Raw genomic sequence first — 24,232 nt, forward strand, 5'->3', positions numbered from 1 at the left:
GCGCGCGCCGAAGTCTGAAACGCCCTAATTTGGCAGGCAGGTGGAATGACCGCTTCTGGCCCAGAGTGTGTAAAAACGCGCTAATGCACTGTCGGCGGGCAGTGCCGAAGGTTGTTAGCCGAGTAATTGTTCAGAACAAGTCCTACGGATCATAACGAGGGCCTGGGTGCCCTTAGCGCCGCTGGGTGGCCAAAATACAGACCTCTTCAGGCCGACAGCGCCTTCATTAAACCGCTGGTACCGAGAATTTTCATGACTCGCTTAAAGTTGTAGGCGAGGACGTTCAAGCTCATCTCCGCACTTACCCCGGCCAGCTTTCTGGTCAGGAAATGTGTGGCGCCCATCCATTGTTTGAGTGTCCCGAAGGGGTGCTCGACCGTACGCTTGAGGACTCGCATCATGTCCGGCGCGTTGCTCAGCCTGTTCTGCATTTCCTCCAATACGGCTTCATGCTCCCATCGCCGAACTCGTCGTTGCTTGCTCGGTGTGCACTTCGATTTCAGCACGCATCCCTGGCAGTTAGAACTCCAGTAACGGTGCAACTTCAGGCTTTTTTCAACGCTGGAAAAGCGCCAGATCAACGCCTCCCCAGCGGGACAAATGTATTCGTTTTTTGCCGTGTCATAGAGGAAGGCATCGTTATTGAAACGCCCTTCAGCCTTGGCTCCAGAGGTCATCGGCTTGGGCACATAGGCGGTGATACCTGCATCGTGACAAGCCAGGATTTGTTCGCCTTTGAAGTAACCTCGGTCAGCCACTACCGACAGGGTATCTGACGCCATAGCCTCGCGGGCCTGCTTGGCCATCGAGCTGAGTTGATCGCGGTCGGAACCGACGTTGGTAACCTCATGGGCAACGATCAAATGGTGCTGGGTATCGACCGCTGTCTGCACGTTGTAACCGACGATTCCAGTGCCGCGCGTTATCATTGAGCGGGCGTCTGGATCGGTCAGTGAGACCTGTTTATCCGGTGATTCGTTGAGCTGAGTTTCAATTGCTTTAAGCTCTTTCATTTGCGTCTTCAGTTTGGCGATTTTCTCTTCCAACCGCACGGCGCTGGGTTCGGAGGCTGTGGATTCTTGTCGATCAACAGCATCAAGCGCGGTCAGGTAGCGGCTGATGCTCGATTCAATTTCTTCCATTCGCCGCTTTAGTTTGGCGCTAGTGAAGTTGCGGTCACGATTGTTGACGGCCTTGAATTTACTTCCGTCGATGGCAACCAGGTTTTCTCCGAACAATCCGAGCTGCTGACAGAGCACGACGAACTGACGACAGACGCCTCGGATGGCCTTGCTGTTGTCTTTTCGGAAGTTGGCGATGGTCTTGAAGTCCGGCATCAAACGCCCGGTTAGCCACATCAATTCGACGTTGCGCTGGGCTTCTCGCTCCAAGCGCCGGCTCGACTGAATTCGGTTGAGATAGCCGTAGATGTAGATCTTCAGCAAGATCGCAGGGTGATAACCAGGTCGGCCTGTATCAGCAGGAATAGCGCGATCAAACCTCAAATTGACCAAGTCGAGTTCGTCGACAAATACGTCGACTACGCGAACCGGATTGGTATCACTGACGTAGTCGTCAAGGCTTTCGGGAAGCAGAGTGCTTTGTCCGCGATGGTCACCTTGGATGAAACGTTTCATAGGCAATCCTGCGTTATCACTTTGGGCAATCGTAGCAACGTTGGACGGCTCTTGATGTACTCTGATGCAAGAAAGAAATGCTAGTAACTTTGGAGTTTAAGGACTTGCCCATGGATGTGATTTCAGCGCACCTATTTTCTACAAATCACCGAACTCAAATTGAAGCAAGCGATCACTGTGGCTGTTTTTACTGCTTAGGTGTGTTTTCGCCCTCAGAAATCACTGAGTGGGTTGATCTAGATAACACCGCTCTGTGTCCGAAGTGCGGGATAGACTCGGTGATCGGTTCAGCATGCAGTCTGCCGATTACCCCTGAATTTCTTTCGAAAATGCACGAACACTGGTTCTAGAAGATCCTGTTATTCGACGGCATCCGTTCGGTTTGAGATTTACAGACTAGCTTTACCTCAGTACCGCACGCTCCTGCTAAGTATTTACACACTCTGGGCCGATAGCTGTCAGTCGTTCCATAGGCAGCACGCCATCGTGAACTGTGCCGGAATGCGTCTGAAGCCAGTGCTTTTCTTCCGTGCTGTGCTGATTATTGAGCTGGCAGTATTGGACAGGGGAGGGTGGGTTAAGGTTTATCCAAGCGCGGCCACCCACGATCAGAATGTCCGACGTCTTTGCGTAAAGGTGGTCAACCTTGGCGATCACGCTGCTGTGGCCAACGTTGAGTTGATGGTGCGCGAACGGCTGGAAAAGATGGGGAAGGAAGGCGAGTTTTATCCGGCTGAGGAGACGGACACTCATCGATAGCACCCAGCAGCTCTGGTAAAAAAATAGGGTCTCGGCTAGTCGTGAGTGCCTCAGTACGCCATTTGAGCATGTGTTGCGATTTCCGCTTTATGGGCAAATTGCACTAGCTCTGTGATTTGGCGCTCCTGCACTGTTCGTTCCACCAGATGACAAGTTCAGCATGTTGCTCGTGAGTGATCCATGCAAAATTTGTTTTGTCCGCCGGGTCGCCCCCAAAGACTAAGGGCTTCGTATACCACTTGATCTTGCCAGCGAAACGCTCGTCCGGCTCAAGGGAAATCTGCTGGGGAAGGGCAAACGGCGCGGCATAGGACGCATCGAGTGGCAGCGTCGGAATGGTAAACATTACTCCGGAAGAGTTGATGACGATAAAGTCGTCCCACCCTCTTAGACCTAATAGCGTGTACCCCGGAAGATGATGATCAAATCCGTAGGCCTTCATGGCAGCTAAGCTCTCATCCTCCGTGAAGATGATGAAATAGTCGTCGTTTTGCCAACCTTCGTTCATGAGGGGGGGACTCACTTTTGGCAGATAGGGAGGTACTCGGTGTGCTATCAGCGTCTCGTGGCCGACAGAGAGCAACGGTTGCTTACAGTCGGATGATTGTCTGATCACATAAGGGCTGCATTGTTTTGGTACAGGCGCAAATCACTGGGAGCGTAGACGTTGCCATTCATTCCAGCAGTCCTCCGCGACGATGTCTGGATAACCACGATCTTCTTCCACTGCCAAGGCTGCGCTAAAAGGCAAAGCGATGCAGGTGGATCTGTCTCGGATTTCACACACCTCAATCTCGGTAAGCGGCTGGCCCTTTTTATCCTCGGCGGCTTGCAGCACTGCCGCCAGAGCCGGCACAAAGACTAGACATAACGGATCTGTAGTCATCAGTTCTTCCCTGAGTCGATTAGAAATTGCATGGTAGGCCAGTTTCGGACATCAACATTACCTCGAAGTGCGAACGTCAAAGTTAGCGTAGCGCGCTGCTATGTGATGGCAGGAAGACTTATTGTCGCTTGGCGGCAGACCTTCAATGATGATCCTGAAACGCTTAGGATTACTCACTCAATTCAGTACCAAAATGGAGCAGGCCACGGTTTATGGATATCGAATTTCGCGGTAACGGCAAGCGTGATAATCCGTCTGTAGGTACATGCGATGAGTACGGCGTGAGCGGGATTACCAGCTTTGACGATCTGACCGAAGCTCGTCGTAAGATTGCTGAGGCGCATCCAGGCTTTAAACCTCTGTTCTCGCTCGATGATCTGCACCAAGCCCGCTACGCCTCGGGACATGTGCGCAATAATTTAGGGATGGACGATGCATCGGAGCAGGACATAGCGGGCTTGCCTCCAGAGTGCTTTGAGAATGGTGAATACATAGGCTATCCGACTACAAAAGAGGAGTTCGCAATCTGTCTTCGCAATTTCATGACCCTGGTTGCAGCCACGTCTTTCGAGGATGCTTGTACTCATGGTTTGACGCTAGATCAGCAGGCCCTCCAGGAGTGGATCGGTTACCAGAACAACCCTATCTCTCTTCTAGAGCAGCCTCTTTCAGCGCTCCTGGTACCCGTTCAGCAGTCCTGCCAGGCACTCGCGGCTTTTCCGAATGGCTATTTCACTTCGGATCTGGATCCCGCGAAAAACTTTGCCGTTGCGCGTCATTTTTCAGAAGCGCATGGCTATGAGTTGATGGGCGTAGGTGCTTCTTACATCGGCTTCATTCGTGCTGAACCGCCTGATACATCACTTGCTAACGTCGTAGCCAAAGACTTCTGTGCGCTCTATAACACTAGCGATGAAAACCTACAGGGACGTGTTTCCAAAGTTGCGCAGGCGATCTCCGGTCGGACGCATCTTTGGCTCCGTTACGTGGAGTGAGCTTCGTCGCATCCAAAGTCCGGCTGAATAGTTAACAAAGCTTGTGAGAGGTCTGGAGCTTTTTGCCGCCTCGTAGGAGGGCAGTATCCACACATCCACTACAATCAGGCACATGATTGGCGCTGCTCGTTTTCCGCTACGTAACGTCAATTTCGTCTGATAGCTGTCGATATGGAGAGCAGCCGTCCCAAGCGCTGAACAAGTTTAAGCCTGCCCAATTCCCGCTGTTTACAATTGCCTGCTGACAAAAAGGATTCTGTACATGCTTTTTTCCCTGCTCGACAAATTTTTCAATCGACCGCTAACTGATGAAGCATTTGCCAAAAAATTTATGGATTCGACTCGTAAAGCTGGATTCAGCGAGAATCTGAATTTTGAGAAAAACGAGTTCCGCATCCGCCATGGGGATGGATCGTACTTCAATCTCCATAATGCCTTTCGCGACTATCAAAATGCAGACAAAGCACAGAAATCCGCCGTTCTGACCGGATACGTATCGACGCTGTTAGAGGCGGGTAGAAAAACCGAGACTGTGTTTGATAATGTCAAAGCACAGCTGCGTCCGGTGATTCGCAACCTTGCCATGCTTGAAGAAATTCGACTGGAACACGCCCGTAAAAATGGCGACAAGCAGTACGATTATGTTTCACAGCCTTTGGGCCGAGACTGCGTTATTCTGCTTGCTGTCGATTCGCCCGAGTCCACTGCCGCCCTTACCAATGGCCCCGAAGCACATTGGGGTGTGACGATGGAAGAGGCGGTAAAGATCTCCATCGAGAACCTGCGTGATACGACAAACGAAGCCTTCGGGGAGATTATTCCAGGCCTATACGCTGGGGAGTGGGCGGATGGGTACGACACCAGCAGGGTGTTGTTGCCAGATGTCCTTCAGCGCGTGCCAGTTAAAGGTCGGCCAGTGTTCATGGTGCCCAGTCGAGACGTCCTGATGGTCACTGGAGACAAGGACGAACAGGGAATTCGTCAGATGGTAGAGCTTGCTTTCCAGGCTCTTGAAAGGGGGCGTGCTGTCTCTACCGATATTTACACCTACGAAGGTCGCGATATCATACCGTTTAACTGTGATGATGAAGGGGTCAGCAGTCGGTTGGTTACACTGGAGCATTTGCTGCTGCAGAGTAATTATGCCAATCAGAAAGAGTTGCTCGACAAGCTCAATCTGGAAAAGGGCATCGACATCTTCGTCGCCTCCTACAACCTCTTCCAAATGGCTGACCAACCAAACCAGACGGTATCGATGAGCGCCTGGACAAAAGGTGTGCTGACGCTGTTGCCCAAGACAGATCGCGTCGCGTTGGTTGAACCTGTTGAGGGTGGGGAAGCGACAGTCAAAACCGTCTCCTGGAGTGAACTTGAATCCGAGCTTGGCGATCTGCTGGCTACAGAAGCGGGCTATCCACGTCGCTATCGGACACTGGGATTTCCTTCGGTTGAGCAGCTTAATCGCCTGACTACCTTGTGATCAGTGCTCTACTACTCTGGCGCACTGCAATGGAGGTATCGCTGAGCTGGCAAAGCAGCAGTCGCAATTTATCATTACGATACACTCCCCATTTTGATTGCTTATCCTGGTGGGAAAATTTGGGAGTTTACCGATGTGGGGTTGGTGGCTTCTCTAGCGCTACTGAGTCGGGCCGCAAGATCTGACTGACTTACTTCAGTTGGCGAGTCGCTGTGCGCGGGCAGGCTGTGGCGAACCGAGCTCCCGCGTCCCGCCGTATCTCGGCCCTGCGGGCGTCCATCCTTCACGCCTTCGGCTGTGCCAGCCTGCGCGCTCCGCTTGCGTTGGTTACTCAGTGCGATATGGTCGATACGCCAAGCAGCTTCTCATTTCTCCGATGGGGAAACCACATCTTGCCAGCCATCAATCAACTCCATATTTTGCGCAACGAGCTGGCAGGGCTTGCCAGTTGCCTTGCGACAATTGCTAAGCGCCTGCTTTCGTGCTGTCTTGAGTGAGCGCGCGCCGTAGTACCAGTAAATGCTGCTACTTTCCTTGGACATGGCCATGGCTTTCTCGGTAACGCTCTGAAGATAAGCCTCAGCGCTCGCACGGTCTTCGGGCGCCAGCTTCGAAAGCAGCAGCATTAATGCGCTGTCGTCCATGGCAGGAAGCCGGTTGCTCCTGAGAAAATCTTCGATATGAGGCTTTAAAAGGGTATTGGCCTCTTGTTTGTAGAGCGAGTGCCCATCCCTACCGAATGGGGGTAGCAGCGCCAGTTCAGCATTACCTCCCGCCGAGCGGTAGCCCGCGATCATCCGACCTACAAGATCTGGGCTGAAAAACGGATCATTCTCGGCGTAAATCCAGAGCGTTGGCGTTGGGTTGCCTTTGCCAAATTTCGTGAGGTTTCGCACAAGATCAGTTTGATATAACGAGCAATTAGAGTCCGCAGAGCCCACATTTGTGTAGTGGTAAACGCCGCCAGAGATGTTAACTACCGCCGTCAATGGGTGACTTGGTTGAGCCGCGAGGTCTAGCATTGACGCTCCGCCGATAGAGATACCAACACCTACTGCCAAGGATGGATCTACATCTGGACGCTCACGCACAGCCGCCAATGCGGCGCCAAGCTCTCTGCCATGCGCATCGAGAAATCGTGCCACGTTGGGATTGGTGCAAGTTCCCCCTTCATTCATGAAGTTTCCGGTCGAACGACCATAGCCGGGCCATACAATAGATGCGGCAAGCCAGCCACGGTGCGCAAAGTCGTGAGCGATATGAGCAAGCCAATCGGCATGTGCGGCGGACGGAGATGTTGCCGCCGAGCCGTTAACAATCAGTGCAATGGGGTACTTACCCTCCTTTACGGGACGAACGATTAATGCTTCGATTTTCTCAATATGTGAGTCAACCTGGATGGGCAGTAAGAGTTGTTCTTCGCTTACCAGTGAGTCTGCACGGGGTTGGCTTGCAAAAAGCATCAGACCAAACGTGATAGTCCTGAAGCGTAGTATTGATTGCATTTAGAACGCTCGCTGATACGTTAGAAGCCAAGCTTAAACTGGTGCGACAATAGCTGATCGTAAGGTTCTGTCCAACACGTCTTGTGGTTAGCCCGGGATGTCTCATCGCGTATCACTCAATCCAGCACCGTTGGGAAATAGGTGATGTGGAATTAACCTGCTGACACGTGGTGACTTACGCCATTAGTTCTGGAGTTCGGAGGGGCTGTTTCCGGAACTCTTTAGTTGTGTCTGCATATGTTCCGATTAGCAGCTAATCCAACAGGAATTCGTCCTGTTGAGTTATCTGCAAAGCAGTCTTCTCCAAACGCAGTAAAAATTCTTTTCGGGGCTGTCCTCCGCCATATCCGGCGAGTGCTCCATTCGTCGCTATGACACGGTGACAGGGAACGATAATGGATAAGCGATTGTGTCCATTTGCATTGCCCACTGCTTGGCTTGCACCTGGCTTACCGATGGCCCCAGCGATGGCACCGTAGGTTGAAATGGTTCCATAGTCGATTTTTAAAAGCTCTGCCCACACAAGCCTGTCAAAAGAACTGCCTGGCATATGGAGCGGTACTGAAAATTTCTTTAGCTTTCCCTCAAAATAAAGTTTTAGTTGCACTTCGATTTGCTTGATGTGGAGATGCTCGCCAGGCGCAATTGAATACCCATGACGCCCACGCAGTTCGTTTAATTCAGCGGTTAGCGCTGGACGGTCAAGAAATTCGAGGAGTACCAAACCTCGTTCCTCTGCCATGGCAATCATTGGGCCCAACGGTGTAGTCAGATGGCGATAAAGCAGGAGGGACGTTTCAGTTGCCTTACCGGGGGGCATTTGAAATGTTTTTTTGAAAGCATCCCTAAAGCCACTCAATGACTCGTATCCTAAGTCAAATGCTGTGTTATCCAGGGTTTCGCCCGAAGAAATCCGGCCTAGGGCGACACCGAGCCTTCTAGAGCGCATCCATGCATGAAAAGTCATGCCAAAATTTTGTTTGAACCACCTGCGTAAGCGTAACGGATCGATACCACGCGTAGTTAGTTCAGCATCACTCCAGCGAGCGTCAGGTGATGCAGATACAGAGGCCAGTAGCCCCTTGACCCAATCTGGCGCGGAAGCCGCGAGATCTAATGGCTTGCATCGTAAGCAAGGCCGATAACCTGCAGCCATCGCTTCGTTGGCCTGCGAAAAGAACTCTACATTCTCGGGCTTTGGCTTACGTGCACCACATGTAGGGCGGCAAAAAATACCTGTAGTTTTGACAGCAGTGAAAAAAACGCCTTCATAGGCGGTGTCGCTGCATAGCATCGCATTTACCATCTCGCTTCTGGGCGGAAGAGCGTGATTGTAAGATCTCATTAGAGCGTAGCCTCGTCTTCGAATGGGTGTGAAAATCGCTTTCGAGGTGCGGAAAACAGCGGCGATTTTCATGCGGATCACAGATTAATAGGGCGAAGATAACTTTTCGCTTAGGTGTTTTTTTGCTGCCATAAGGTTATTCAGGTCGCTGTAGGTATATGCGTCCAATGGATACTCGAAAAGCTTTCCCGTTCGCAGGAAGCTCTTGGCGAACGCCTTGTTGGCGCCGCATAAGAATTCAGCAATGCTGGAACCAGCGCTTAGCCGTTTGACGCCTAGACTCGTTAATTCATCCATGCCGGGTTGGCCGTTCCAGGCAAGCAGGTTGACGGGTAGCCGCGTTGCCTCGCACAGTGTAGCAATGTCGTTTTCCTCAACCATTCCAGCCGCAAAGATGCCGTCTGCACCTGCTTGCTCGAACAGCGATGCACGGAAGAGGGTCTCTGGCAATTGTCGCGCTGGCTCTACCAAACATCTCAGATAAACGTCAGTTCGTACGTTCACGAACAAGTCTATTCCATGCTTGTTTGCTACCTTCTTTGCCACTTCGATTTTTCGCAAAATCAGATCAGTGCTGCCTGTTCCGTCCTCAATGTTGATTCCAACGGCTCCAGCCCTAACTACGCAGTCAATAACTTTAGCAACCGACTCAAGGTCGTCGGAATAGCCCCCTTCGACATCGACCGTGAGGGGGACTGTAAGCACTCGAACCATTGACTCAACTGTAGTAGTCAGCAGTTTTAGGGGAAGTTGATTGCCATCCTGGTATCCATGCGCCCAAGCAACGGCGGCGCTGCTGGTCGCGACTGCCTTACTCCCTACGCTCTCGACAATACGTGCGCTGCCAGCATCGCTCACGTTGGCGAGTACCAACAAATTATCTTGGTGAAGGTTGCGGAAAACCGCACTTAGTGGCGTCATTCAGTGGTGCCCCGGAGAGAGAAGACTGATGCAGATCGCGCTATCGTAAGCTGACTACACAGACGTCTCCACCGAGAAATCGACAGTGATTTAAGAGCTAGCGAATATAGTTTCTGCGGGCTAGGAATGGGTGAATACCTACTCAAAAGCCTGCTGAAAGACGTTGCCGTACACATCCAGTCATTGCAGGGATCGGATAGATGATTACGATCTTCTTCCATCGCCAACGCTGCACTGAAAGGCAAAGCGATGCAGGTGCATCAGTCTCGCTGGAATAAACCCAGCGATCTTTAAGGATGCATGCGGCAGGCACGTGGATCTTCTTATCACTCGTGCAGAGGACACGTTAGCGCTGCAGCATGAGAAGGATAAACTGAGCTCACTGGCTAGAACGACCACGCGGTAGGCTTATCGAGTAGGAATCTTTGGCTTAGTGGCAGGTTCTGCACTCTCGAGAAAGCCTCGCGCCAACTGCTGATACAACTCAGGGCCCATTCTTGAACTGACAGCCTTGGCGATCAGGGCTACCGCCATGAGACTGATCACCATGCTGTGGCTATTAATCATCTCCATCACAATGATTGCGGAGGTGATTGGCGACTGAGTAACGGCAGCCAGAAATCCGACCATGCAGAGTGCAATAGTGGGCTGCGCGGCCAGATGGAATAGCTCTGCGGTATTGGCGCCGACTGCGGCCCCTACAGCGAGCGAGGGGGCGAAAATACCTCCTGGAATACCAGAGAAGTAGGTCACTACGGTCGCTAAGAAGCGAGTAATGGGGGCGTGCCATGGCAGGACTACATCGGATGCGATGACCTGAGAAGTAATGCCGTACCCACTACCGAACGACATTCCGCCGCTCAACCAACCTAAGATGGCGACGACCAATCCACAGATGCCGGCAAACCACACCGGGTGCAGGCGCCGCCATTGCCAGATGATGAAGTGTGGATGCCGCTGCGGCCATAACAACATTCGACTAAACAAACCACCCAATAGCCCGCATCCAATTCCTATGACTAATGCCGGGACGACAATGTCGAGGTTTATGTCCTGAATGCCGAAGTGACCGAAATAGTTGTAGTTTCCCTGCAAGGCAATGGCAACCATCCCAGAGAGGATAATGGTGCTGAGAAGAACCCCGCTGGTACGGGTCTCCAGCTTGCGTCCAAGTTCTTCTACCGCGAATGCGATCCCTGCCAAGGGCGTGTTGAATGCTGCCGCAATACCCGCTGCACCTCCCGCCAGAATGAGATCCTCGCTGCGCACGATTCGCGCATTGGGCAGGAAGCGGTGAAAGAATTGCATGATGGATGCGGCAACTTGCACTGAGGGGCCTTCACGCCCCGCCGAAAAGCCGCCCGTCAGCGCCAGAGTTCCAAGGCTTATCTTGGCGAAAGCAATGCGCAATGAAACCAGTCTGTTAATGGGCTTACCTTGACGCGCAAGTCGTGTTGCTGCGATTACCTGAGGAATTCCGCTACCTTGGGCGCCCACAAAAAAGCGCGTTGTCAGCCAGACTACGAGCATGCCGATCATTGGGGTGTAAACAAGCGGAAGCCACGCTCGCTCAGCGGTCTGTTGAGCAAACTGCGCCAAGGCCATGTCTGCCAGCCTAGCGAAAGCCACCACCAGCAGCCCAGCAATGGTTGCTGCAATCCATAGCGATACCCTGGTGCGCCAGCGTATGGAGGCGAAGCCTCGGCGTAACAGCATTATCGGCTTGATCACCCGAGGAGCTCCTCTTGAAGTCGCTGTATTGACCGCAAGACTAACCAAATAAGCAGCTCGTTCCAAACAGCTTTGGCGGAGTCGCTCGACAGGATTTTTTTCGCGCCCATGGGTATTCACCTATTCATTGATAGGACTAATACCTCCAAAAAACCGGTTTTACGAGTACCAGGACGGTGAGTATCTCCAGCCGTCCCAGCAGCATGCCAATGGTAAGCAACCATTTTGCAGCGTCAGGTAATGACGAGAAGTTACCAGGGGGCCGATGATTGTGCCTAAGCCTGAGCAGGGTCGAGGATTCGCGGTGGTCGCCGACGAGGTCAGAACTCTGGCCTCGCGCACACAAAACTCCACTGAAGAGATCCGCCGGATTATCCAAGAGCTGCAACTGGCAACAGGCGACGCCGTCGAGCAAATGAAAACGGGAAAACTGCGCGCGCAGGAGTGCATCGAATCCGCTGATCAGGCCTCTACCAGCCTGGATGCAATCAATGACGGCGTTGAGCAAATCGTAGGAATGAACACCCAGATAGCCAGCGCGGCGGTTCAGCAGCACGCCGTCTCGGAGGATATAAATCGCAATGTGACCGAGATTCGTAACGGTAGCCTTGCATTGATGGAGGGGATAGAGGACAACGCTGTGACTGCGGAAGAACTCTCGCTGCTGGCTGGGCAACTGCGTACTGTCGTTTCGCGTTTCAAGCTGTAACGCGACAGAAGGGGAGCTCAACTTGTTGCCTCCCTCCAGCTTTTGCTTACGCTCCTACCGATAGCGCGTTAACACCCAGCATTTTATAGGGGTCTAAGAGTTGAGTCTTCTCCTTCCTGCGAGTGTCTATTCTCTCGTAACGTGACAATACTAATTACTCAGGAAACTCCCATGTCCAAACTCGCAGAATTCCGCCAGCTAGAAAAACACCTCGCCGAACAGCTCCAAGCTCTCGAAGCCCTCAAGGGGGATGCAGGCCTCAAGAAAGAAATCGAATTCGAAACGAAGCTGCGCGATTTGCTCGCAAAATACGGCTACAGCCTCAAGGACGTGATCAACCTGCTTGATCCGCAAGCCGGTCAACGGGCTCCAGTAGCCGAGTCCAAAGTGGGCAGTCGCAAGCCTCGCCAGTTGAAGGTTTATAAAAACCCTCACACTGGTGAAGTCGTCGAAACCAAGGGTGGTAACCACAAAACGCTTAAAGATTGGAAATCCAAGCACGGCGCCGCGACAGTTGAGTCTTGGCTGAGCAAGTAATCACCTTCTGCAAGGAGGCCCTTATGGGGCCTTCTTGCTCACAATTTTACTGTGCGGGATCAGCTATAACGCTCGTTGACGAGTAATATCAGCAGTCTGATGGTCAGACCGTACATTCATATGGTTGACTTAAATCTTTGGCGATACTCACTTGGAGTTACGCCAAAAAACTTCCAAAATTTCCTTATCAAACTTGCCTCATGTCCCAGTCCCGTCAAGTGTGCGATTTCCTTGAGAGGGCACTCGGTGCTCACCAGCAAGTGACGTACGGCATCAACTCTTAGTTTTTCGACCATCTTGCTCGGGGTCTGCCCTGTTGTTGTCCTGTACCTTCTTATGAAGGTACGCTCGCTCATATGCATTCGCTTGGCAAGCGCCGCGATAGACAAGTCTTCTACAAGGTTTTCATTTACCCATGCATGCAGATCAGAAAAAGTGCAACTTCTGGTTTGCAAATCTAAGCTAGAGCTAAACTGACTCTGGTCACCAGGCCTCTTTAAGAATACGACTAAGTGCTTCGCGACTTTCAAAGCTAAAGCGTGCCCTAAATCAGCTTCAACAAGTGCTAAGGCTAAGTCAATACCTGAGGTGACACCAGCTGACGTCCAAATGCGTCCATCGTTGACAAATATAGGCCCACGACGAAGTAAAACATCTGGATGAGTTTTCTCAAGTTCATCATACGCAGACCAGTGGGTTGTAACTTTGCAGCCTGAGAGCGCTCCGGCTGCGCCTAGTCCAAACACTCCTGTACAAACGGAGACCAGACGCGTCACTTTCTCAACGTGAGCCTTAAATACAGCGCTAAATTGGGGATGTTTACAGAATTCGTATATGCCTAACCCACCAGGAACGATTAGCGTATGTGGGGCTAGTGAGCTCTCATCTAGAAGGGCGGTGTGGATATAGGTATCAGGAAGCAAAGCGGCTACGCTATCAAGCGAAACCATCGATAGATGGTAGGGCGGAGCTTTCGGATCTGAAAAATAGTTGGCTGTTGAAAATACTTCTAGAGGGCCGGCCAGGTCGATCAAATTAGCTTGGGCAAAAGCGATGAACTGAATCGTTTTAGTTAGCATTCAGCGGATTCCTGCGCACCTATGTAGTGCGCATGAATCCATTTTTGGCGTGAATCGTCAACCTGTTGTCATTTTTTTCGGACGAAATGATAGCGTATTATGATCACATCGCCACCTTCCTTGAGCCAACGTTAGATTGCAAAAACGGATTCTTTTAACAGTGTTATCGGTTTTAGACACGCATATGATCTGGATTGCGCGTAAATACATCTTCAAAGCGAGGGATAGTTAGCCATAAAATTTTGGTTCAGCTTCAGCGCGCTCGTCGTCATGGAAGACAAGAAAATAATAATTTCATGATAGTCAACGAACTCTGCTGGTTTCCTATAATGCCTAAATTAAAAAAATATATAGAAGCAACACAAAAATGCGAAGAACTTACCATGCAGATGGTAGAAGATGTAGGTGGGATTGTTTTTTCAGTGCGGGCGCTTGAGCATACCTTTTTGCTCGCTAATCTTGAGGTGGAAAAAGCTGCGCAACTCGACGTAAGTGATACCAATAAAACTACCTCGTTGCCTTCCTATATGCTTGCTAGAGAGTTGAAGAAACTGAATTTTTCACTTGAAGCATTGAAAACGTCTATTAAGCGTAACATCGGCGAAAGCCTTAGTTATCTCAATTCACTTACAGCCAATCTCGAAATGGAGATTCCGGATGACCCGGATGATCCGCTTTGGGAGGCATTTCGTGACTATAAGAAAGTGTTGATTAAAAGTGTCCGAACCTTGAAGAAGCTTGATGATGAATTATTTAATGCGGAAATTAGTCTTGTCGACGAATCGTGACGAAGCGCACTAGCATGCGAGCTACTTCCGTATCGCAGTAAAATTAGTTAAGGTTATTGCCTAGCGCAATAATATGCATTATTTCTATTAAAATACTTGTCCAGGCTAGCTAGCTTGTGATGAAAGACGACTGTCGGAGTCGCTATGAATTTCAAGAATTTAGGTATTTCAACTAAAGCTACTTTATGTTTCGGAAGTATCACTGCCATTCTCATTTTCTTAGGTGTTTTCGCTTACGTGCAGCTATCTCACTTAAGGGCCGCCGGACAACAGTTAGCAGAAAATGCTTTGCCGAGTACGCAGACTATCGATGATATCCAAATCTCCTTGCTTAACGCCCGGCTAGAAAGCATCAGGATGCTTGCTAACTCAACAAATGTGGCGGGGAAAAGCGCCGCCGAAGCTAAAGTCCAACATTCGGTGCAAATATTAGAAGAGCGTAGCGATTACTATCGTAAGAACCTCATCGCTGGTGAGAAGGATCGGGAGCAATTCGAGGCTGCAGATCAAGCAATGAAGATTTATATTGCAGGGCTTGCGCAATTGTCAAAGCTTGACTTGTCTGAGCATGAGCAGGCCTTGATATTTGCTAATTCTACCCAAGCGGATAATGCCAGCTCATTTCAGGAAAAACTTAATGTTATTAGGCAGTTAAATGCCGAACAAGCAAAAGCTTTGGGGGTCGAGGCGGACGTTGTTTATAATGAAAGCGTGAATGTACTTGTTACTATTGTTGTCGTTTCTCTTTTGCTTACTATTGTTTTAGCTATAGCATTGACGCGCAGTATAGTAAAGCCTGTGGGGGACTCGCTCAGGCTTGCTGAGGAAATTGCGTCGGGGGATCTTACGCGGCGTCTTGAAATTACGGGCACAGATGAGGTTTCTAGGCTAATGGTTGCCCTCAATCTTATGTCTAAGAATCTCCAGGACACAGTTTTAGAAATTTCTGAAGCGTCCATCCAGCTGAGTTCAGCTGCAGTCGAAATGACCTCCATAACTGAGGCTGCGGATCGGCATCTTCAGCAACAGAATAGCGAAATTGAACAAGCTGCCACTGCTGTAACAGAAATGACTTCCGCAGTTGAAGAAGTTGCTCGTAACGCAACCTCTACCTCCCAAGCAGCCCAGGAGTCTAGTGAGGCGGCTAAGCTCGGTAATCTCCGTGTTTCCGAAACTTTGTCTGCCGTAGAGACTTTGACAGAGCTCGTGGAAAGCTCCGCCTCTCAGGTGACAGAATTGGCGGGACAGGCGGAAGATATAAGCCAAGTCGTAGGCGTAATCAGAAGTATAGCGGAGCAAACCAACCTGTTGGCTTTAAACGCCGCAATTGAAGCCGCACGCGCAGGCGAACAAGGGAGGGGGTTCGCTGTTGTTGCTGATGAAGTGAGAGCGCTCGCGCATCGAACTCAAATTTCCACCTTGGAAATAGAGAAAATGATAACAGCAATTCAGAGTGGATCCTCAACAACAGTCGAGTCAATACGTCGAAGCACTGAAGAAGTTTATAATACTAAAAGGACAGCTGAGGGGGCGGGTCAATCATTGCGGCAGATCACGGATTCCGTTCTTCAAATCAACGAGCGTAACCTACAGATCGCAGTCGCATCGGAGCAACAAGCACACGTCGCTAGAGACGTTGACAGGAGCTTGTTGAGCATTAGATCTTTAGCGATCCAAAGCAGCGAGGGTGCAAATCAAACAATTAAGGCCAGCAATGAACTCAGTCGGCTAGCGGTTAACTTGAACCATCTCGTTCAAAAGTTTAAAGTTTGATATTGGTGCATTTGAAAATACTTTAAGAGCTGCTTTATTGGAATGCGTACCAGGCGCGGTACCCTAGGTGAGCCCGCAGCAAAGCCCAGGAGCCGCCGCTGCGTGCTCGCTGATCTTCCAGCCGCCACCAATCACCTCTCTCAACTTACTTGCACCTAATAAACCCGTGTGTGTCACGATTTCTTACGAAGAGAGGGCTGTCCTATGAACGAAGGATGAATGAAATATTTAAGACTGTAGTATTTGCAAAAGGATTGATAATTGGTGAAGCCACACGCGTATGCAATTTCTTTTGGAGTGAGGGAGTTATCCTCCATGTTTAACATACGCCTCGCTTTTTCCAGTCTCTGCTCTCGCAAAAAGACGATAGGCGTAGTGTTCTTAAATTTCTTAAACCCCATTTGCAGAGAGCGAACGCTAAGGCCTGCATGGGTGGCGACTTCGCACACGGTTAAGTGTGGGTCTACACTGGATGCCATGTATTCTGCAGCCATGTTGATTAAGTGAGGCGTAAGCGTGATGGATCTTTTGGGGCCCAGGATACTCAAAGTGTAATTGTTACGAAAGTTGCAGAGAAAAAAACCTATCAAGCTTTCTTTTAGGCTGTCAGCAACTCTTTTTACAAATATTGGTGATTTTTCCGAAAAATCTAAAATGGTTTCTACGAGTCTCTGGATAGAATTAATCTGCCATCGTTCGCTTGTTCTTTGGTCGAAAAAAATTCTCGATTTAGGGGAGTAGCCTAAGATCAAGGTAAGTTGTTTTGCCATGTCAGCGTTGGAAATATATATCGTTGTGTAGTTTATTCCCTCGGCATAATTCGCGAGAAATATTTCTCTCTGGTCAGCGATTACGAGAGCTCCTCGCTCGACCCTGTGTATTCCATTATGGTTGCGCCATTGCATAAAGCCAGAATGTGGAACTGTAATAGAGAAACCATCCAGTTCGTTCGACGTTCTATATCCCCATCCAGACTGGCTATAAGAAAGACTTACGAATGACGTGCCCATAACACAAAACCTTTTTTCATAGTCTAGCGTCCCGTTCAAACCCGGAGTTATCGACATGAAATTATCGTAGCTTTGGAAGTGCTCTGACGCATCCCCTATGTCATGAAAATGTAGTTTGTTAGCGCCGTAGATATCCATCATTCATTCGTGGTCACAGAAAATTCTATTATAGCTTTTGCCCCGCCCTGCATTCAATTCCGTTTTTATTGCATTTGAATTGATAATCAAAGAAAAGCGCAATACTAAAGAAAAGCGCAGAATTATTTTTTTTGTTGCTGGTGTTTATAAAAAGTCATATTTATCCTGGTCGCGAGTTGACGGTAGCCCTCTATTTTTAGCCCAATGGCTAGTTGACAATTAGGTGTGGATTGAGCTTGAGGGGTAGAGAGTTATCCATTAGGTTTTGCGCAATAACTATTCATTTCGTTATCATTTACTAAGGGCTGATCATGTTTAATAAAGCACTGAAAAGAAAACTATCCGATTTGGAAGCTAAAAGCAGCGAGCTTAACGAATTGTTTGTGGCTCTTGATCGGTCAACGGCTATCATTGAGTTTAATGCAGAGGGAAATGTGGCAAGTGCGAATAATAATTTTTTGCGCTTGTTTGGTTATCATGCTGACGAGATTTTGTGCAAAACGCACAAAGACTTTTGCCTGGCGAGCTTTGGCCGAAGCCCTGAATATCCTTCTTTTTGGCAGAGGCTGCAGTTAGGAGAGTCATTGTCTGGCACCTTCCCTCGGATTACGAAGAATGGTGAAGTTATTTGGATTGAAGCCACTTATAGCCCACTGTTGGGCGCATCTGGGAAAGTCGAAAAAATAATAAAATTCGCCTTTGATGTAACGGAGCAAGTCGCTCGAGATTCAGAATTGCGCGCGAAATTGAATGCGATTGACAGGGCGATGGCAATTATTGAATTTGACACATGTGGAAATATAATATGTGCAAATCAGAACTTTTTAAATGTTGTGGGTTATGATGTGTCCGGATTAAAAGGGAAGCATCATAGTTTGTTTTGTGAGCCGGAGTTGACGCGCACAGAAGGATACATTGATTTTTGGCGACGCCTGAATGCGGGCGATTTTTTTAGCGGCCAATTCAAAAGAATAGCCAAGAGCGGCAAAACGGTCTGGCTAGAGGCAAGTTATAATCCTGTTTACGATCGTGATGGGAAGTTAATCAAGATTATAAAATTTGCTAGCGACATTACAGCTCGCATTGAGAAAATTGGCGAAGATGCCCAAGGTGCATCACGTGCGTACCATATTTCCGCTGAAACTGAGCGAGTTGCAAAACAAGGAGCGCAGGTCATTCACGAGACAGCGATTGAGATGCGCTCAATAGCTGAGAGCATTGGAATATCTGCGCGATTGGTTGGAGAGTTGGGGGATAGATCGGAGCAAATAACGGCTATCGTCAACACTATACGGGGTATCGCTGAACAGACCAACCTACTTGCGCTGAATGCTGCAATCGAGGCAGCACGTGCCGGTGACCAAGGTCGTGGATTTGCGGTAGTGGCGGATGAAGTCAGACAGCTGGCGGGACGTACAAGCCGCTCTACAGCGGAAATTGCAGAAATGATCGGTAGAATTCTTACTGAGACACGCGACGCGGTGGCGAGCATGGTTTCTACGCGCGATCGTGCACAGCGCGGCGTGATGCTGGCTGATCAAGCGGGAGAGGTTATATCCCAAATCCAAAGGGGAACAAGCGATGCGGTTGAGGCGGTGAGCATGTTTGCTTCTAAATGTGACTGAAAGCAATCTATTATAGGTTGAGTTTAGTAGACCCTCTGATAGGGCGTCTCCGGGTGTCAAAAATACTAGCAGGAATTTCTGCGCTTCAGTTGCGAAAGGCTCTTGAGTCGGCTTTTCGACCACTTTCGTGCGATTGTACATTGAGCGCAGATGGCACCCTTACTATCAAACTTTACGAACCTTGTTCTGGTCGTGTGGATCTTCTTGTTACCGCTGTCCGTGGTGATATCCTTGCGTCCAGTTCCGCACTTTCGTCGCTGATCGAAGAGCTGAGCTTTGAGATCGACGCTTGCCGACGTTCGTTCTCTCAGATCGGTAGGAGATAAGTCTTTTTCCATACCCCGACATTCTTTCCGCTCGTGTGCCTTCATTCTGCTCACGGTAAAATATTCATACCGATTTACCCGGAGCGACCGAAATTGTTTGGTAAAAGGCGATAAAGTCGGGTGGGAGACATCCCGTGCTATACTTATGCGTGCCCACCGTGTGTTTGGCACCCATTACTTTCGAGTGAAGTGATTAGATGAGAATGACCTCGTTTGGTAAGCTCTAACTTGCATTAATGGACTGATTGAATGCCTCACATATGTTTTTCCAGACTCGAAGGGTCGGGCACGCCAAGCAAGTCCACATCACGTTTTATTTCTGTGCAAAGATCGGATTGCCGCGATGCGCAGCTTCGATCCGATAGCGTTTTTTTGAAACGTACCCAGACGAATACTGCTTTAGCGTCGTGACTCATCACTTTGATGGGCAGCTTTCATCGCTTGCCATCCATGGGTAATCCCTCCACCCGCTCGAAGCGCTGTCGCTACCATGATCGCCTCGGCTACATCTTGCTTCGACGCCCCCGCGCTGATGGCTCGCTTCGCATGGTCGGTAATGCAAGAAGAACACTGTGTAGTCACTGCTACGCCAACAGCGATTAATTCCCGCGTGGCTAAATTCAGGCTACCGACATCCTTGTTGAATACAGCTTTGTCAAAGTTGAAAAATGCCGCGACCATTTCGGGGGCAGCCTCTTGGAGATCTCGCACGAAGTTAGCATCAGCCTGATGGTTGTGCATTTTTGTATACCTTTAAATTCATTATTGGAGCGTGGAATTTGATGCTTGGTGCTGCTTGATTGAGTTCACGGTCATGCGGTGGCCAGACTCAAATACTTTAAGCCCACGCTGTGTCAGCTTCCTACCGACCGGCGATGGCGGCTCGTATGCAGCGAGAAAGGCCAGACGCTCAGCCGCACGTTGTGTAAGCCAGTTGACTGACAATCGCTTTTTCCGCATTTTTTCCAAGTCGGAATTAAGTGCTCTGATAATTCGTCGCTGCAGCCATGTGGCCTTGGGCGGCCCTAACAGATCAAACCCTGCGTACAGCAAGCCGAGGCCCGCTGCGATTCCCAGTCCCGTGGACAGGCATTGATCGACTGCAAATGTCATGTAGTTGCTCGGCTGAACAAGCACAGCCAAGGTGAGGCAGAAACCAAGCCCGTAGGGGGCGAGTGTCGGTGACGTCATGCTCATCAGCCCCAGAAAAAGAGGCGCAGAAAGCACCAGGATCAACATCTCGAAATCGCCCGAACCCTGCGCAAGCGAACTGAGTACAAACAGGATAGCGACAGGGATGGCGATCAAGGCTCCCCCAGTAACTTGGCGGTTGCCACGCGTGGCACTGGGTGTGAGGAGAATGCCTGGGAGAGCAAGACAGGTAGCACGATCATCATGATGAGTGCGGCTTGTTCTCCTGACAGAGTCCATACCCCGATAGCGCTTAGGAAAACAAGTGAGCCCAGGCGGTAGATCTGCCTCGCTCAACGGTGCAGCGCATCGTAGGAGCGCTGGAAGAGCAGGGAATGATTCGGAGTGAAGGAGCCGGAGGAATCAGTCTCGGGGCGGGTTTGTTAAGGCTTGTCGCGAATGCCCATGTCGACCGCATGACTGTCGTTCGCCCTTGGCTGCATAAGCTGAGCGAGGTGGTTCAAGAGACGGTTGTATTTTCGAGGCCTGCCGGCATCCAACTGATCGTTGGAGACCGTGTTGTTGCTGATCGTGAGTTACAGGTGGTGCCACGTCTTGGCCAATTGGATACCCCGTTGTATGGGACATCTGTTGGACGGGCGCTCTTGGCTCTAGACAAAAAATGAGGACGTTAAGGCTCTGTTTGCAGCTGAAATCGCTACGAAGCAGGAGACGGCAGTATTGTTGACGCTGCTGAAACAGTTGGACAATATTCGCAAAACCGGGATTTCAAGCGATCACGGTGAACTCATCGAGGGCATCACCACGACAGCTGTCGCGCTGGATACAGTGTTAGGCCGTTTTGCAATCTCAATGCCAATCCCTACATTTCGTTTCGAAAGGGCTCGCGATACCTACATTGAGGAGTTATTGCCTTGCAAGGCTGGAGTGTTCAAAGAGATCGGTATAGTCGGCTAGCGCACAAGCGGGACGATCCTGACAAGGTATAGTCCGTCTGAATCTAAGGCGATGAATGCTTAACTCGTTGCCGGCGCCATCAAATTGCTAGTGCGTTGATGATGAAAGCAAGGGCCCCATGGGGCCCCGCAAAGTCAAGTCGTCGCGCGGTTAGGCCGACAGGTACTCGTCCACCGATTTGACGGTGGCGTAGCCGAACTCAAAGGCTGCCATCATCGTTGCATGTGCATGAGCGGCTGGAACGTTTACACCACCAAATTTGAGATCCAAGGTCGCGCAGGCATCGTGCAGCACAGTAACCGGATAGCCCATGTCCACCGCCGCACGAACTACTGCGTCGATGCACATGTGGCTCATCGCGCCTATGACTACGACTTCCTGGACATCAGCGGCTTCCAACTGCTGTTTCAGATCGGTTTCTCTGAAGGCGTTGATGTGTTTTTTTACGACTACAGGTTCATTACCTTGTGGAGCTACATCTGGTTGAATTTCCGCACCCTTGGATCCCTTCGCAAAGATCGGAGCGCCTTCAGCGGACTCATGTCGTATGTGGAAAACAGGAAACCCCTTATCACGGAAGTGGCTGATCACTCGGATAGCATTCTCGACAGCGGTGTCGATGCCGGTCAAAGGCAGCTTGCCAGTGGGCAGGTATTCGTTTTGCAGATCAACTACTACAAGGCCACGTTTCATGAACGATCTCCGGTCAATTATCCGAGCATAGGGAATGGGTGACGAAGGCTCAGATCGGCAGGTAGAGCACCTGCCTTATTCCGAACCCAAAAGGTTTGAGTCAGAACTCCAGTGAAGCGCCATCTTCCGGAATATCGACCCGGCTCTCGATACCTTGCTTTTTGACGTATGTGCGTAGCTCGTCACGAGTCAGAGACATGTGGTTAATTGCGTCCAGGTGCACTGCGACGATTTTCGCGTCCTTCGCAGCCTTTGAGGCGCGTAGAACGTCTTCCTCGCCCATGATGATCGATCCCTTATAGCCGGTCATCATTGCTTTCCCGGCATTCAGTACGATGACTTCGGGATGATATTTCTCAATGGTCTGGTCGACCTCTTTACGCCAGACAGTGTCACCGGCCAGGTAAAGGGTCTTGTAGCCTGGAGCTTGAAAAACAACGCCCATTGCTTCGCCAAGAGGCTTCGCTAAAGCGGGTACTGCATACATTTCGTCGGTGCCATGCTGACCACCGGTCTTGGTGATTTTGACGCCGCCGAATTCAGCTTCGTCAGTCAGTACGCGCACATTTTTGAAGCCTTGGGAGCGGATCAACTTCGCATCCTCCTCGTGCTGCGTAAACAGCGGGATGTCTTTAGGCAGCGCTTTCTGTGCGGCATCGTCCCAGTGGTCAAGATGCGTATGAGTGACGATGACGGCGTCTACACCAGAGATCACTTTTTCGGGCGACTCAGTCAGATCAACCAAGGGATTGCGCAGGTCACTACGGTAGGTATTTTCAAATCCTGGGTAGGTACCCTTTTTGGACAGCATCGGGTCGATCAGAAAGGTCGTGCCGCCGTAGGAGATTTTTACCGTTGCGTTGCGAACTTGCTGTAAGTCGACTTTATGGGCCGCGTCCGGGGAATTGGGAGTGTCGGAGCTCGCAAATGCCGAAGAGGTTGCGGCAGTGCAGGTAAGGCCGAGGGCGATTGGAAGTGTTTTAAAGTTCATCTCGTTAATCCTGTTATTGCATCAGTGACTCCATTCTTGCCCAATACTCTGGGACTCAACAGTGGCCTGAATGACAGATTGCGATATAATCAGGCCATAAACCTGCGCTGTTCTCGAATGTGAGGCTGACTGATGCAATCCACACGCGTTGCTGTTCTGGCTTTTGACGGAGTCAGCCTGTTTCATCTTTCCGTCCCTGGAATGGTGCTTGGAACAGCTCAATCTGCACCCGGTGAACCTCATTACGAGGTCAGTTACTGTGCAGAGGCTCCGGGAATGGTGATAAGCGACCAAGGCATAGGCTTAGCGGTCGATCATGGCCTGGAACTGATGGAGGCATCCGACGTAATTGTCATTCCGGCGTGGGGTGATCATTCGGTCGCAGCGTCTGCAAAGCTTGTGCAAGCCTTACAACGTGCAAATTTCCAGGAAAAGCTCATCGTCGGGTTATGTCTGGGAGCATTCGTGCTCGGCGAGGCCGGGCTTCTTGATGGCAAAGAAGCAACCACTCACTGGGCAGTCAGAGACGAGTTTGGGCGACGGTTCCCAGAAGTTCGTTTCAGGCCTGAAGTGCTCTATGTAAGTGATGGCAACATCATTACCTCTGCAGGAACCGTTGCGGCAATAGATTGTTGCCTTCACTTGGTACGGCAGCGGCTCGGCGCCGATGTAGCGAATCGAACCGCAAAAATGCTGGTGACACCGCCGCACAGGCAGGGCGGCCAAGCTCAATACGTTGAGCATCCTGTGCCGCAGCTATCCAGCGAGACTCACTTGTCTGATGTGCTGGTATGGGCTCGTATGAATTTGGCCAGTGATCTGTCGCTCGACGTAATGGCGGACATGGCGAAAATGAGTAGGCGCACCTTCACTCGTCGATTCAGGGAATCGACTGGCAGTACCGTCTCAAAGTGGTTGAATGCTCAACGCGTTGTCAGAGCGCAGGAGCTGTTAGAAACGACTGACCTGCCTATCGAATGTGTAGCCGGTGAGGCAGGATTTGGAACGCCTTTATCGTTGAGGCAGCAATTCGCTGTGCACCTCGGCACGTCGCCTTCTGAGTATCGGCGAATGTTTTTCCGTGAAAAAAATTGGAAGAAAAAAATAGCGAACTAGATGTTTTTCCAAGAATCAAGCTCGATATTACGCTTAATATATAAATACTAAGTTAGTATAGTATTCAGTCCGCCGCTTA

24 protein-coding genes and 2 pseudogenes are annotated in these 24,232 nt (G+C 50.3%); 12 read left to right on the plus strand and 14 right to left on the minus strand.

Translation table 11 applies throughout. The features are described 5' to 3' along the window. Positions 1-206: 206 nt before the first annotated feature. The gene (locus PspCFBP13509_RS09435; protein ID WP_137201169.1) at positions 207-1,637 is read right to left on the minus strand and encodes an IS1182 family transposase; all 1,431 of its coding nucleotides are present in this window, start codon (positions 1,635-1,637) and stop codon (positions 207-209) included. Between the two features lie 501 nt (positions 1,638-2,138). On the opposite strand from PspCFBP13509_RS09435, the gene PspCFBP13509_RS09445 reads away from it, so the two are divergent. Continuing rightward, positions 2,139-2,396, plus strand: a complete 258-nt coding sequence (locus tag PspCFBP13509_RS09445) for a hypothetical protein (protein WP_137201173.1) — start codon at positions 2,139-2,141, stop codon at positions 2,394-2,396. Between the two features lie 103 nt (positions 2,397-2,499). Here the strand turns inward: PspCFBP13509_RS09445 and PspCFBP13509_RS09450 are convergent, their stop codons facing one another. Together PspCFBP13509_RS09450 and PspCFBP13509_RS09455 are read right to left on the minus strand one after the other, a co-directional pair. Beyond that, positions 2,500-2,904 (minus strand): hypothetical protein, encoded by a 405-nt coding sequence (locus tag PspCFBP13509_RS09450; protein ID WP_236708831.1) that lies wholly within the window; start codon positions 2,902-2,904, stop codon positions 2,500-2,502. Positions 2,905-3,045: 141 nt separating this feature from the next. Further along, positions 3,046-3,282, minus strand: a complete 237-nt coding sequence (locus tag PspCFBP13509_RS09455; RefSeq protein WP_056859367.1) for a hypothetical protein — start codon at positions 3,280-3,282, stop codon at positions 3,046-3,048. 212 nt (positions 3,283-3,494) lie between these two features. Between PspCFBP13509_RS09455 and PspCFBP13509_RS09460 the strand changes: the two genes are divergently transcribed. Together PspCFBP13509_RS09460 and PspCFBP13509_RS09465 are read left to right on the plus strand one after the other, a co-directional pair. Then, the gene (locus PspCFBP13509_RS09460) at positions 3,495-4,277 is read left to right on the plus strand and encodes a DUF4253 domain-containing protein (RefSeq protein ID WP_137211959.1); all 783 of its coding nucleotides are present in this window, start codon (positions 3,495-3,497) and stop codon (positions 4,275-4,277) included. Between the two features lie 262 nt (positions 4,278-4,539). Continuing rightward, the gene (locus PspCFBP13509_RS09465) at positions 4,540-5,757 is read left to right on the plus strand and encodes a DUF1444 family protein (RefSeq protein ID WP_068933367.1); all 1,218 of its coding nucleotides are present in this window, start codon (positions 4,540-4,542) and stop codon (positions 5,755-5,757) included. A gap of 365 nt (positions 5,758-6,122) precedes the next feature. Here the strand turns inward: PspCFBP13509_RS09465 and PspCFBP13509_RS09470 are convergent, their stop codons facing one another. From PspCFBP13509_RS09470 to PspCFBP13509_RS09490, 5 genes and pseudogenes are all read right to left on the minus strand, one after another. After that, positions 6,123-7,262 carry a hypothetical protein gene (locus tag PspCFBP13509_RS09470; RefSeq protein ID WP_003191440.1) on the minus strand — a complete coding sequence of 380 codons (1,140 nt, stop codon included), beginning with the start codon at positions 7,260-7,262 and terminating at the stop codon, positions 6,123-6,125. Between the two features lie 253 nt (positions 7,263-7,515). Beyond that, the gene (locus PspCFBP13509_RS09475) at positions 7,516-8,607 is read right to left on the minus strand and encodes a bifunctional transcriptional activator/DNA repair enzyme AdaA (protein WP_012723700.1); all 1,092 of its coding nucleotides are present in this window, start codon (positions 8,605-8,607) and stop codon (positions 7,516-7,518) included. Positions 8,608-8,691: 84 nt separating this feature from the next. After that, positions 8,692-9,528 (minus strand): isocitrate lyase/PEP mutase family protein, encoded by an 837-nt coding sequence (locus tag PspCFBP13509_RS09480; protein ID WP_003191438.1) that lies wholly within the window; start codon positions 9,526-9,528, stop codon positions 8,692-8,694. Between the two features lie 408 nt (positions 9,529-9,936). Then, the gene (locus tag PspCFBP13509_RS09485; RefSeq protein WP_003191437.1) at positions 9,937-11,259 is read right to left on the minus strand and encodes a chloride channel protein; all 1,323 of its coding nucleotides are present in this window, start codon (positions 11,257-11,259) and stop codon (positions 9,937-9,939) included. A 136-nt stretch (positions 11,260-11,395) separates the two neighbouring features. Beyond that, positions 11,396-11,541, minus strand: a pseudogene (locus PspCFBP13509_RS09490) (potassium transporter TrkH); the annotation flags it as partial. Between the two features lies 1 nt (position 11,542). Here PspCFBP13509_RS09490 and PspCFBP13509_RS09495 point away from each other — a divergent pair. Further along, positions 11,543-11,968, plus strand: a pseudogene (locus tag PspCFBP13509_RS09495) (methyl-accepting chemotaxis protein); the annotation flags it as partial. 171 nt (positions 11,969-12,139) lie between these two features. Continuing rightward, complete coding sequence (locus PspCFBP13509_RS09500; protein ID WP_012723702.1) at positions 12,140-12,505, plus strand: histone-like nucleoid-structuring protein, MvaT/MvaU family; 366 nt, start codon at positions 12,140-12,142, stop codon at positions 12,503-12,505. A 116-nt stretch (positions 12,506-12,621) separates the two neighbouring features. On the opposite strand, the gene PspCFBP13509_RS09505 is transcribed toward PspCFBP13509_RS09500, so the two are convergent. Then, positions 12,622-13,584, minus strand: coding sequence for a GlxA family transcriptional regulator (locus PspCFBP13509_RS09505; RefSeq protein ID WP_012723703.1), 963 nt, complete (start codon positions 13,582-13,584; stop codon positions 12,622-12,624). Between the two features lie 329 nt (positions 13,585-13,913). On the opposite strand from PspCFBP13509_RS09505, the gene PspCFBP13509_RS09510 reads away from it, so the two are divergent. Together PspCFBP13509_RS09510 and PspCFBP13509_RS09515 are read left to right on the plus strand one after the other, a co-directional pair. Further along, entirely contained in the window at positions 13,914-14,372 is a 459-nt protein-coding gene (locus tag PspCFBP13509_RS09510) for a hypothetical protein (protein ID WP_137201177.1), read from the plus strand. A 144-nt stretch (positions 14,373-14,516) separates the two neighbouring features. Further along, positions 14,517-16,145 carry a methyl-accepting chemotaxis protein gene (locus PspCFBP13509_RS09515; RefSeq protein WP_137211960.1) on the plus strand — a complete coding sequence of 543 codons (1,629 nt, stop codon included), beginning with the start codon at positions 14,517-14,519 and terminating at the stop codon, positions 16,143-16,145. Positions 16,146-16,318: 173 nt separating this feature from the next. On the opposite strand, the gene PspCFBP13509_RS09520 is transcribed toward PspCFBP13509_RS09515, so the two are convergent. Continuing rightward, positions 16,319-17,293: a helix-turn-helix domain-containing protein gene (locus PspCFBP13509_RS09520; protein ID WP_012723706.1), complete on the minus strand. Its 975-nt coding sequence runs from the start codon at positions 17,291-17,293 to the stop codon at positions 16,319-16,321. A gap of 311 nt (positions 17,294-17,604) precedes the next feature. Between PspCFBP13509_RS09520 and PspCFBP13509_RS09525 the strand changes: the two genes are divergently transcribed. Both PspCFBP13509_RS09525 and PspCFBP13509_RS09530 read left to right on the plus strand, forming a co-directional pair. Next, positions 17,605-18,918 carry a methyl-accepting chemotaxis protein gene (locus PspCFBP13509_RS09525; RefSeq protein ID WP_012723707.1) on the plus strand — a complete coding sequence of 438 codons (1,314 nt, stop codon included), beginning with the start codon at positions 17,605-17,607 and terminating at the stop codon, positions 18,916-18,918. Between the two features lie 53 nt (positions 18,919-18,971). Beyond that, positions 18,972-19,244 (plus strand): DUF1652 domain-containing protein, encoded by a 273-nt coding sequence (locus PspCFBP13509_RS09530; RefSeq protein WP_224265959.1) that lies wholly within the window; start codon positions 18,972-18,974, stop codon positions 19,242-19,244. Between the two features lie 399 nt (positions 19,245-19,643). On the opposite strand, the gene PspCFBP13509_RS09535 is transcribed toward PspCFBP13509_RS09530, so the two are convergent. Both PspCFBP13509_RS09535 and PspCFBP13509_RS09540 read right to left on the minus strand, forming a co-directional pair. Then, a complete protein-coding gene (locus PspCFBP13509_RS09535; RefSeq protein WP_043205211.1) occupies positions 19,644-19,985 on the minus strand; it encodes a carboxymuconolactone decarboxylase family protein in 342 nt (113 codons plus the stop codon). Positions 19,986-20,006: 21 nt separating this feature from the next. Continuing rightward, a complete protein-coding gene (locus PspCFBP13509_RS09540) occupies positions 20,007-20,675 on the minus strand; it encodes an FUSC family protein (protein WP_012723710.1) in 669 nt (222 codons plus the stop codon). A 59-nt stretch (positions 20,676-20,734) separates the two neighbouring features. On the opposite strand from PspCFBP13509_RS09540, the gene PspCFBP13509_RS32130 reads away from it, so the two are divergent. After that, positions 20,735-21,061: an IclR family transcriptional regulator domain-containing protein gene (locus tag PspCFBP13509_RS32130; protein ID WP_370636183.1), complete on the plus strand. Its 327-nt coding sequence runs from the start codon at positions 20,735-20,737 to the stop codon at positions 21,059-21,061. A 55-nt stretch (positions 21,062-21,116) separates the two neighbouring features. After that, positions 21,117-21,353, plus strand: coding sequence for an IclR family transcriptional regulator domain-containing protein (locus PspCFBP13509_RS09545; protein WP_052308660.1), 237 nt, complete (start codon positions 21,117-21,119; stop codon positions 21,351-21,353). 150 nt (positions 21,354-21,503) lie between these two features. On the opposite strand, the gene PspCFBP13509_RS09550 is transcribed toward PspCFBP13509_RS09545, so the two are convergent. Together PspCFBP13509_RS09550 and PspCFBP13509_RS09555 are read right to left on the minus strand one after the other, a co-directional pair. Further along, positions 21,504-22,046, minus strand: coding sequence for a cysteine hydrolase family protein (locus tag PspCFBP13509_RS09550; protein WP_043205215.1), 543 nt, complete (start codon positions 22,044-22,046; stop codon positions 21,504-21,506). A gap of 100 nt (positions 22,047-22,146) precedes the next feature. Next, positions 22,147-23,037 carry an MBL fold metallo-hydrolase gene (locus tag PspCFBP13509_RS09555; protein ID WP_012723712.1) on the minus strand — a complete coding sequence of 297 codons (891 nt, stop codon included), beginning with the start codon at positions 23,035-23,037 and terminating at the stop codon, positions 22,147-22,149. Positions 23,038-23,169: 132 nt separating this feature from the next. On the opposite strand from PspCFBP13509_RS09555, the gene PspCFBP13509_RS09560 reads away from it, so the two are divergent. Then, positions 23,170-24,153: a GlxA family transcriptional regulator gene (locus tag PspCFBP13509_RS09560; RefSeq protein WP_137211961.1), complete on the plus strand. Its 984-nt coding sequence runs from the start codon at positions 23,170-23,172 to the stop codon at positions 24,151-24,153. Positions 24,154-24,232: the final 79 nt, after the last annotated feature.

Origin of the sequence: Pseudomonas sp. CFBP13509, assembly GCF_005233485.1 — a bacterium.
In the GTDB taxonomy this organism is placed as follows: Bacteria; Pseudomonadota; Gammaproteobacteria; order Pseudomonadales; family Pseudomonadaceae; genus Aquipseudomonas; species Aquipseudomonas marginalis.

What these genes read in the sequence shown, in the direction of transcription:
- PspCFBP13509_RS09435 (WP_137201169.1), bottom strand. Translation starts at nt 1,637, where the DNA reads ATGAAACGTTTCATCCAAGGTGACCATCGCGGACAAAGCACTCTGCTT.
- PspCFBP13509_RS09445 (WP_137201173.1), top strand. Translation starts at nt 2,139, where the DNA reads ATGCGTCTGAAGCCAGTGCTTTTCTTCCGTGCTGTGCTGATTATTGAG.
- PspCFBP13509_RS09450 (WP_236708831.1), bottom strand. Translation starts at nt 2,904, where the DNA reads ATGAACGAAGGTTGGCAAAACGACGACTATTTCATCATCTTCACGGAG.
- PspCFBP13509_RS09455 (WP_056859367.1), bottom strand. Translation starts at nt 3,282, where the DNA reads ATGACTACAGATCCGTTATGTCTAGTCTTTGTGCCGGCTCTGGCGGCA.
- PspCFBP13509_RS09460 (WP_137211959.1), top strand. Translation starts at nt 3,495, where the DNA reads ATGGATATCGAATTTCGCGGTAACGGCAAGCGTGATAATCCGTCTGTA.
- PspCFBP13509_RS09465 (WP_068933367.1), top strand. Translation starts at nt 4,540, where the DNA reads ATGCTTTTTTCCCTGCTCGACAAATTTTTCAATCGACCGCTAACTGAT.
- PspCFBP13509_RS09470 (WP_003191440.1), bottom strand. Translation starts at nt 7,262, where the DNA reads ATGCAATCAATACTACGCTTCAGGACTATCACGTTTGGTCTGATGCTT.
- PspCFBP13509_RS09475 (WP_012723700.1), bottom strand. Translation starts at nt 8,607, where the DNA reads ATGAGATCTTACAATCACGCTCTTCCGCCCAGAAGCGAGATGGTAAAT.
- PspCFBP13509_RS09480 (WP_003191438.1), bottom strand. Translation starts at nt 9,528, where the DNA reads ATGACGCCACTAAGTGCGGTTTTCCGCAACCTTCACCAAGATAATTTG.
- PspCFBP13509_RS09500 (WP_012723702.1), top strand. Translation starts at nt 12,140, where the DNA reads ATGTCCAAACTCGCAGAATTCCGCCAGCTAGAAAAACACCTCGCCGAA.
- PspCFBP13509_RS09505 (WP_012723703.1), bottom strand. Translation starts at nt 13,584, where the DNA reads ATGCTAACTAAAACGATTCAGTTCATCGCTTTTGCCCAAGCTAATTTG.
- PspCFBP13509_RS09510 (WP_137201177.1), top strand. Translation starts at nt 13,914, where the DNA reads ATGCCTAAATTAAAAAAATATATAGAAGCAACACAAAAATGCGAAGAA.
- PspCFBP13509_RS09515 (WP_137211960.1), top strand. Translation starts at nt 14,517, where the DNA reads ATGAATTTCAAGAATTTAGGTATTTCAACTAAAGCTACTTTATGTTTC.
- PspCFBP13509_RS09520 (WP_012723706.1), bottom strand. Translation starts at nt 17,293, where the DNA reads ATGGATATCTACGGCGCTAACAAACTACATTTTCATGACATAGGGGAT.
- PspCFBP13509_RS09525 (WP_012723707.1), top strand. Translation starts at nt 17,605, where the DNA reads ATGTTTAATAAAGCACTGAAAAGAAAACTATCCGATTTGGAAGCTAAA.
- PspCFBP13509_RS09535 (WP_043205211.1), bottom strand. Translation starts at nt 19,985, where the DNA reads ATGCACAACCATCAGGCTGATGCTAACTTCGTGCGAGATCTCCAAGAG.
- PspCFBP13509_RS09540 (WP_012723710.1), bottom strand. Translation starts at nt 20,675, where the DNA reads ATGGACTCTGTCAGGAGAACAAGCCGCACTCATCATGATGATCGTGCT.
- PspCFBP13509_RS09550 (WP_043205215.1), bottom strand. Translation starts at nt 22,046, where the DNA reads ATGAAACGTGGCCTTGTAGTAGTTGATCTGCAAAACGAATACCTGCCC.
- PspCFBP13509_RS09555 (WP_012723712.1), bottom strand. Translation starts at nt 23,037, where the DNA reads ATGAACTTTAAAACACTTCCAATCGCCCTCGGCCTTACCTGCACTGCC.
- PspCFBP13509_RS09560 (WP_137211961.1), top strand. Translation starts at nt 23,170, where the DNA reads ATGCAATCCACACGCGTTGCTGTTCTGGCTTTTGACGGAGTCAGCCTG.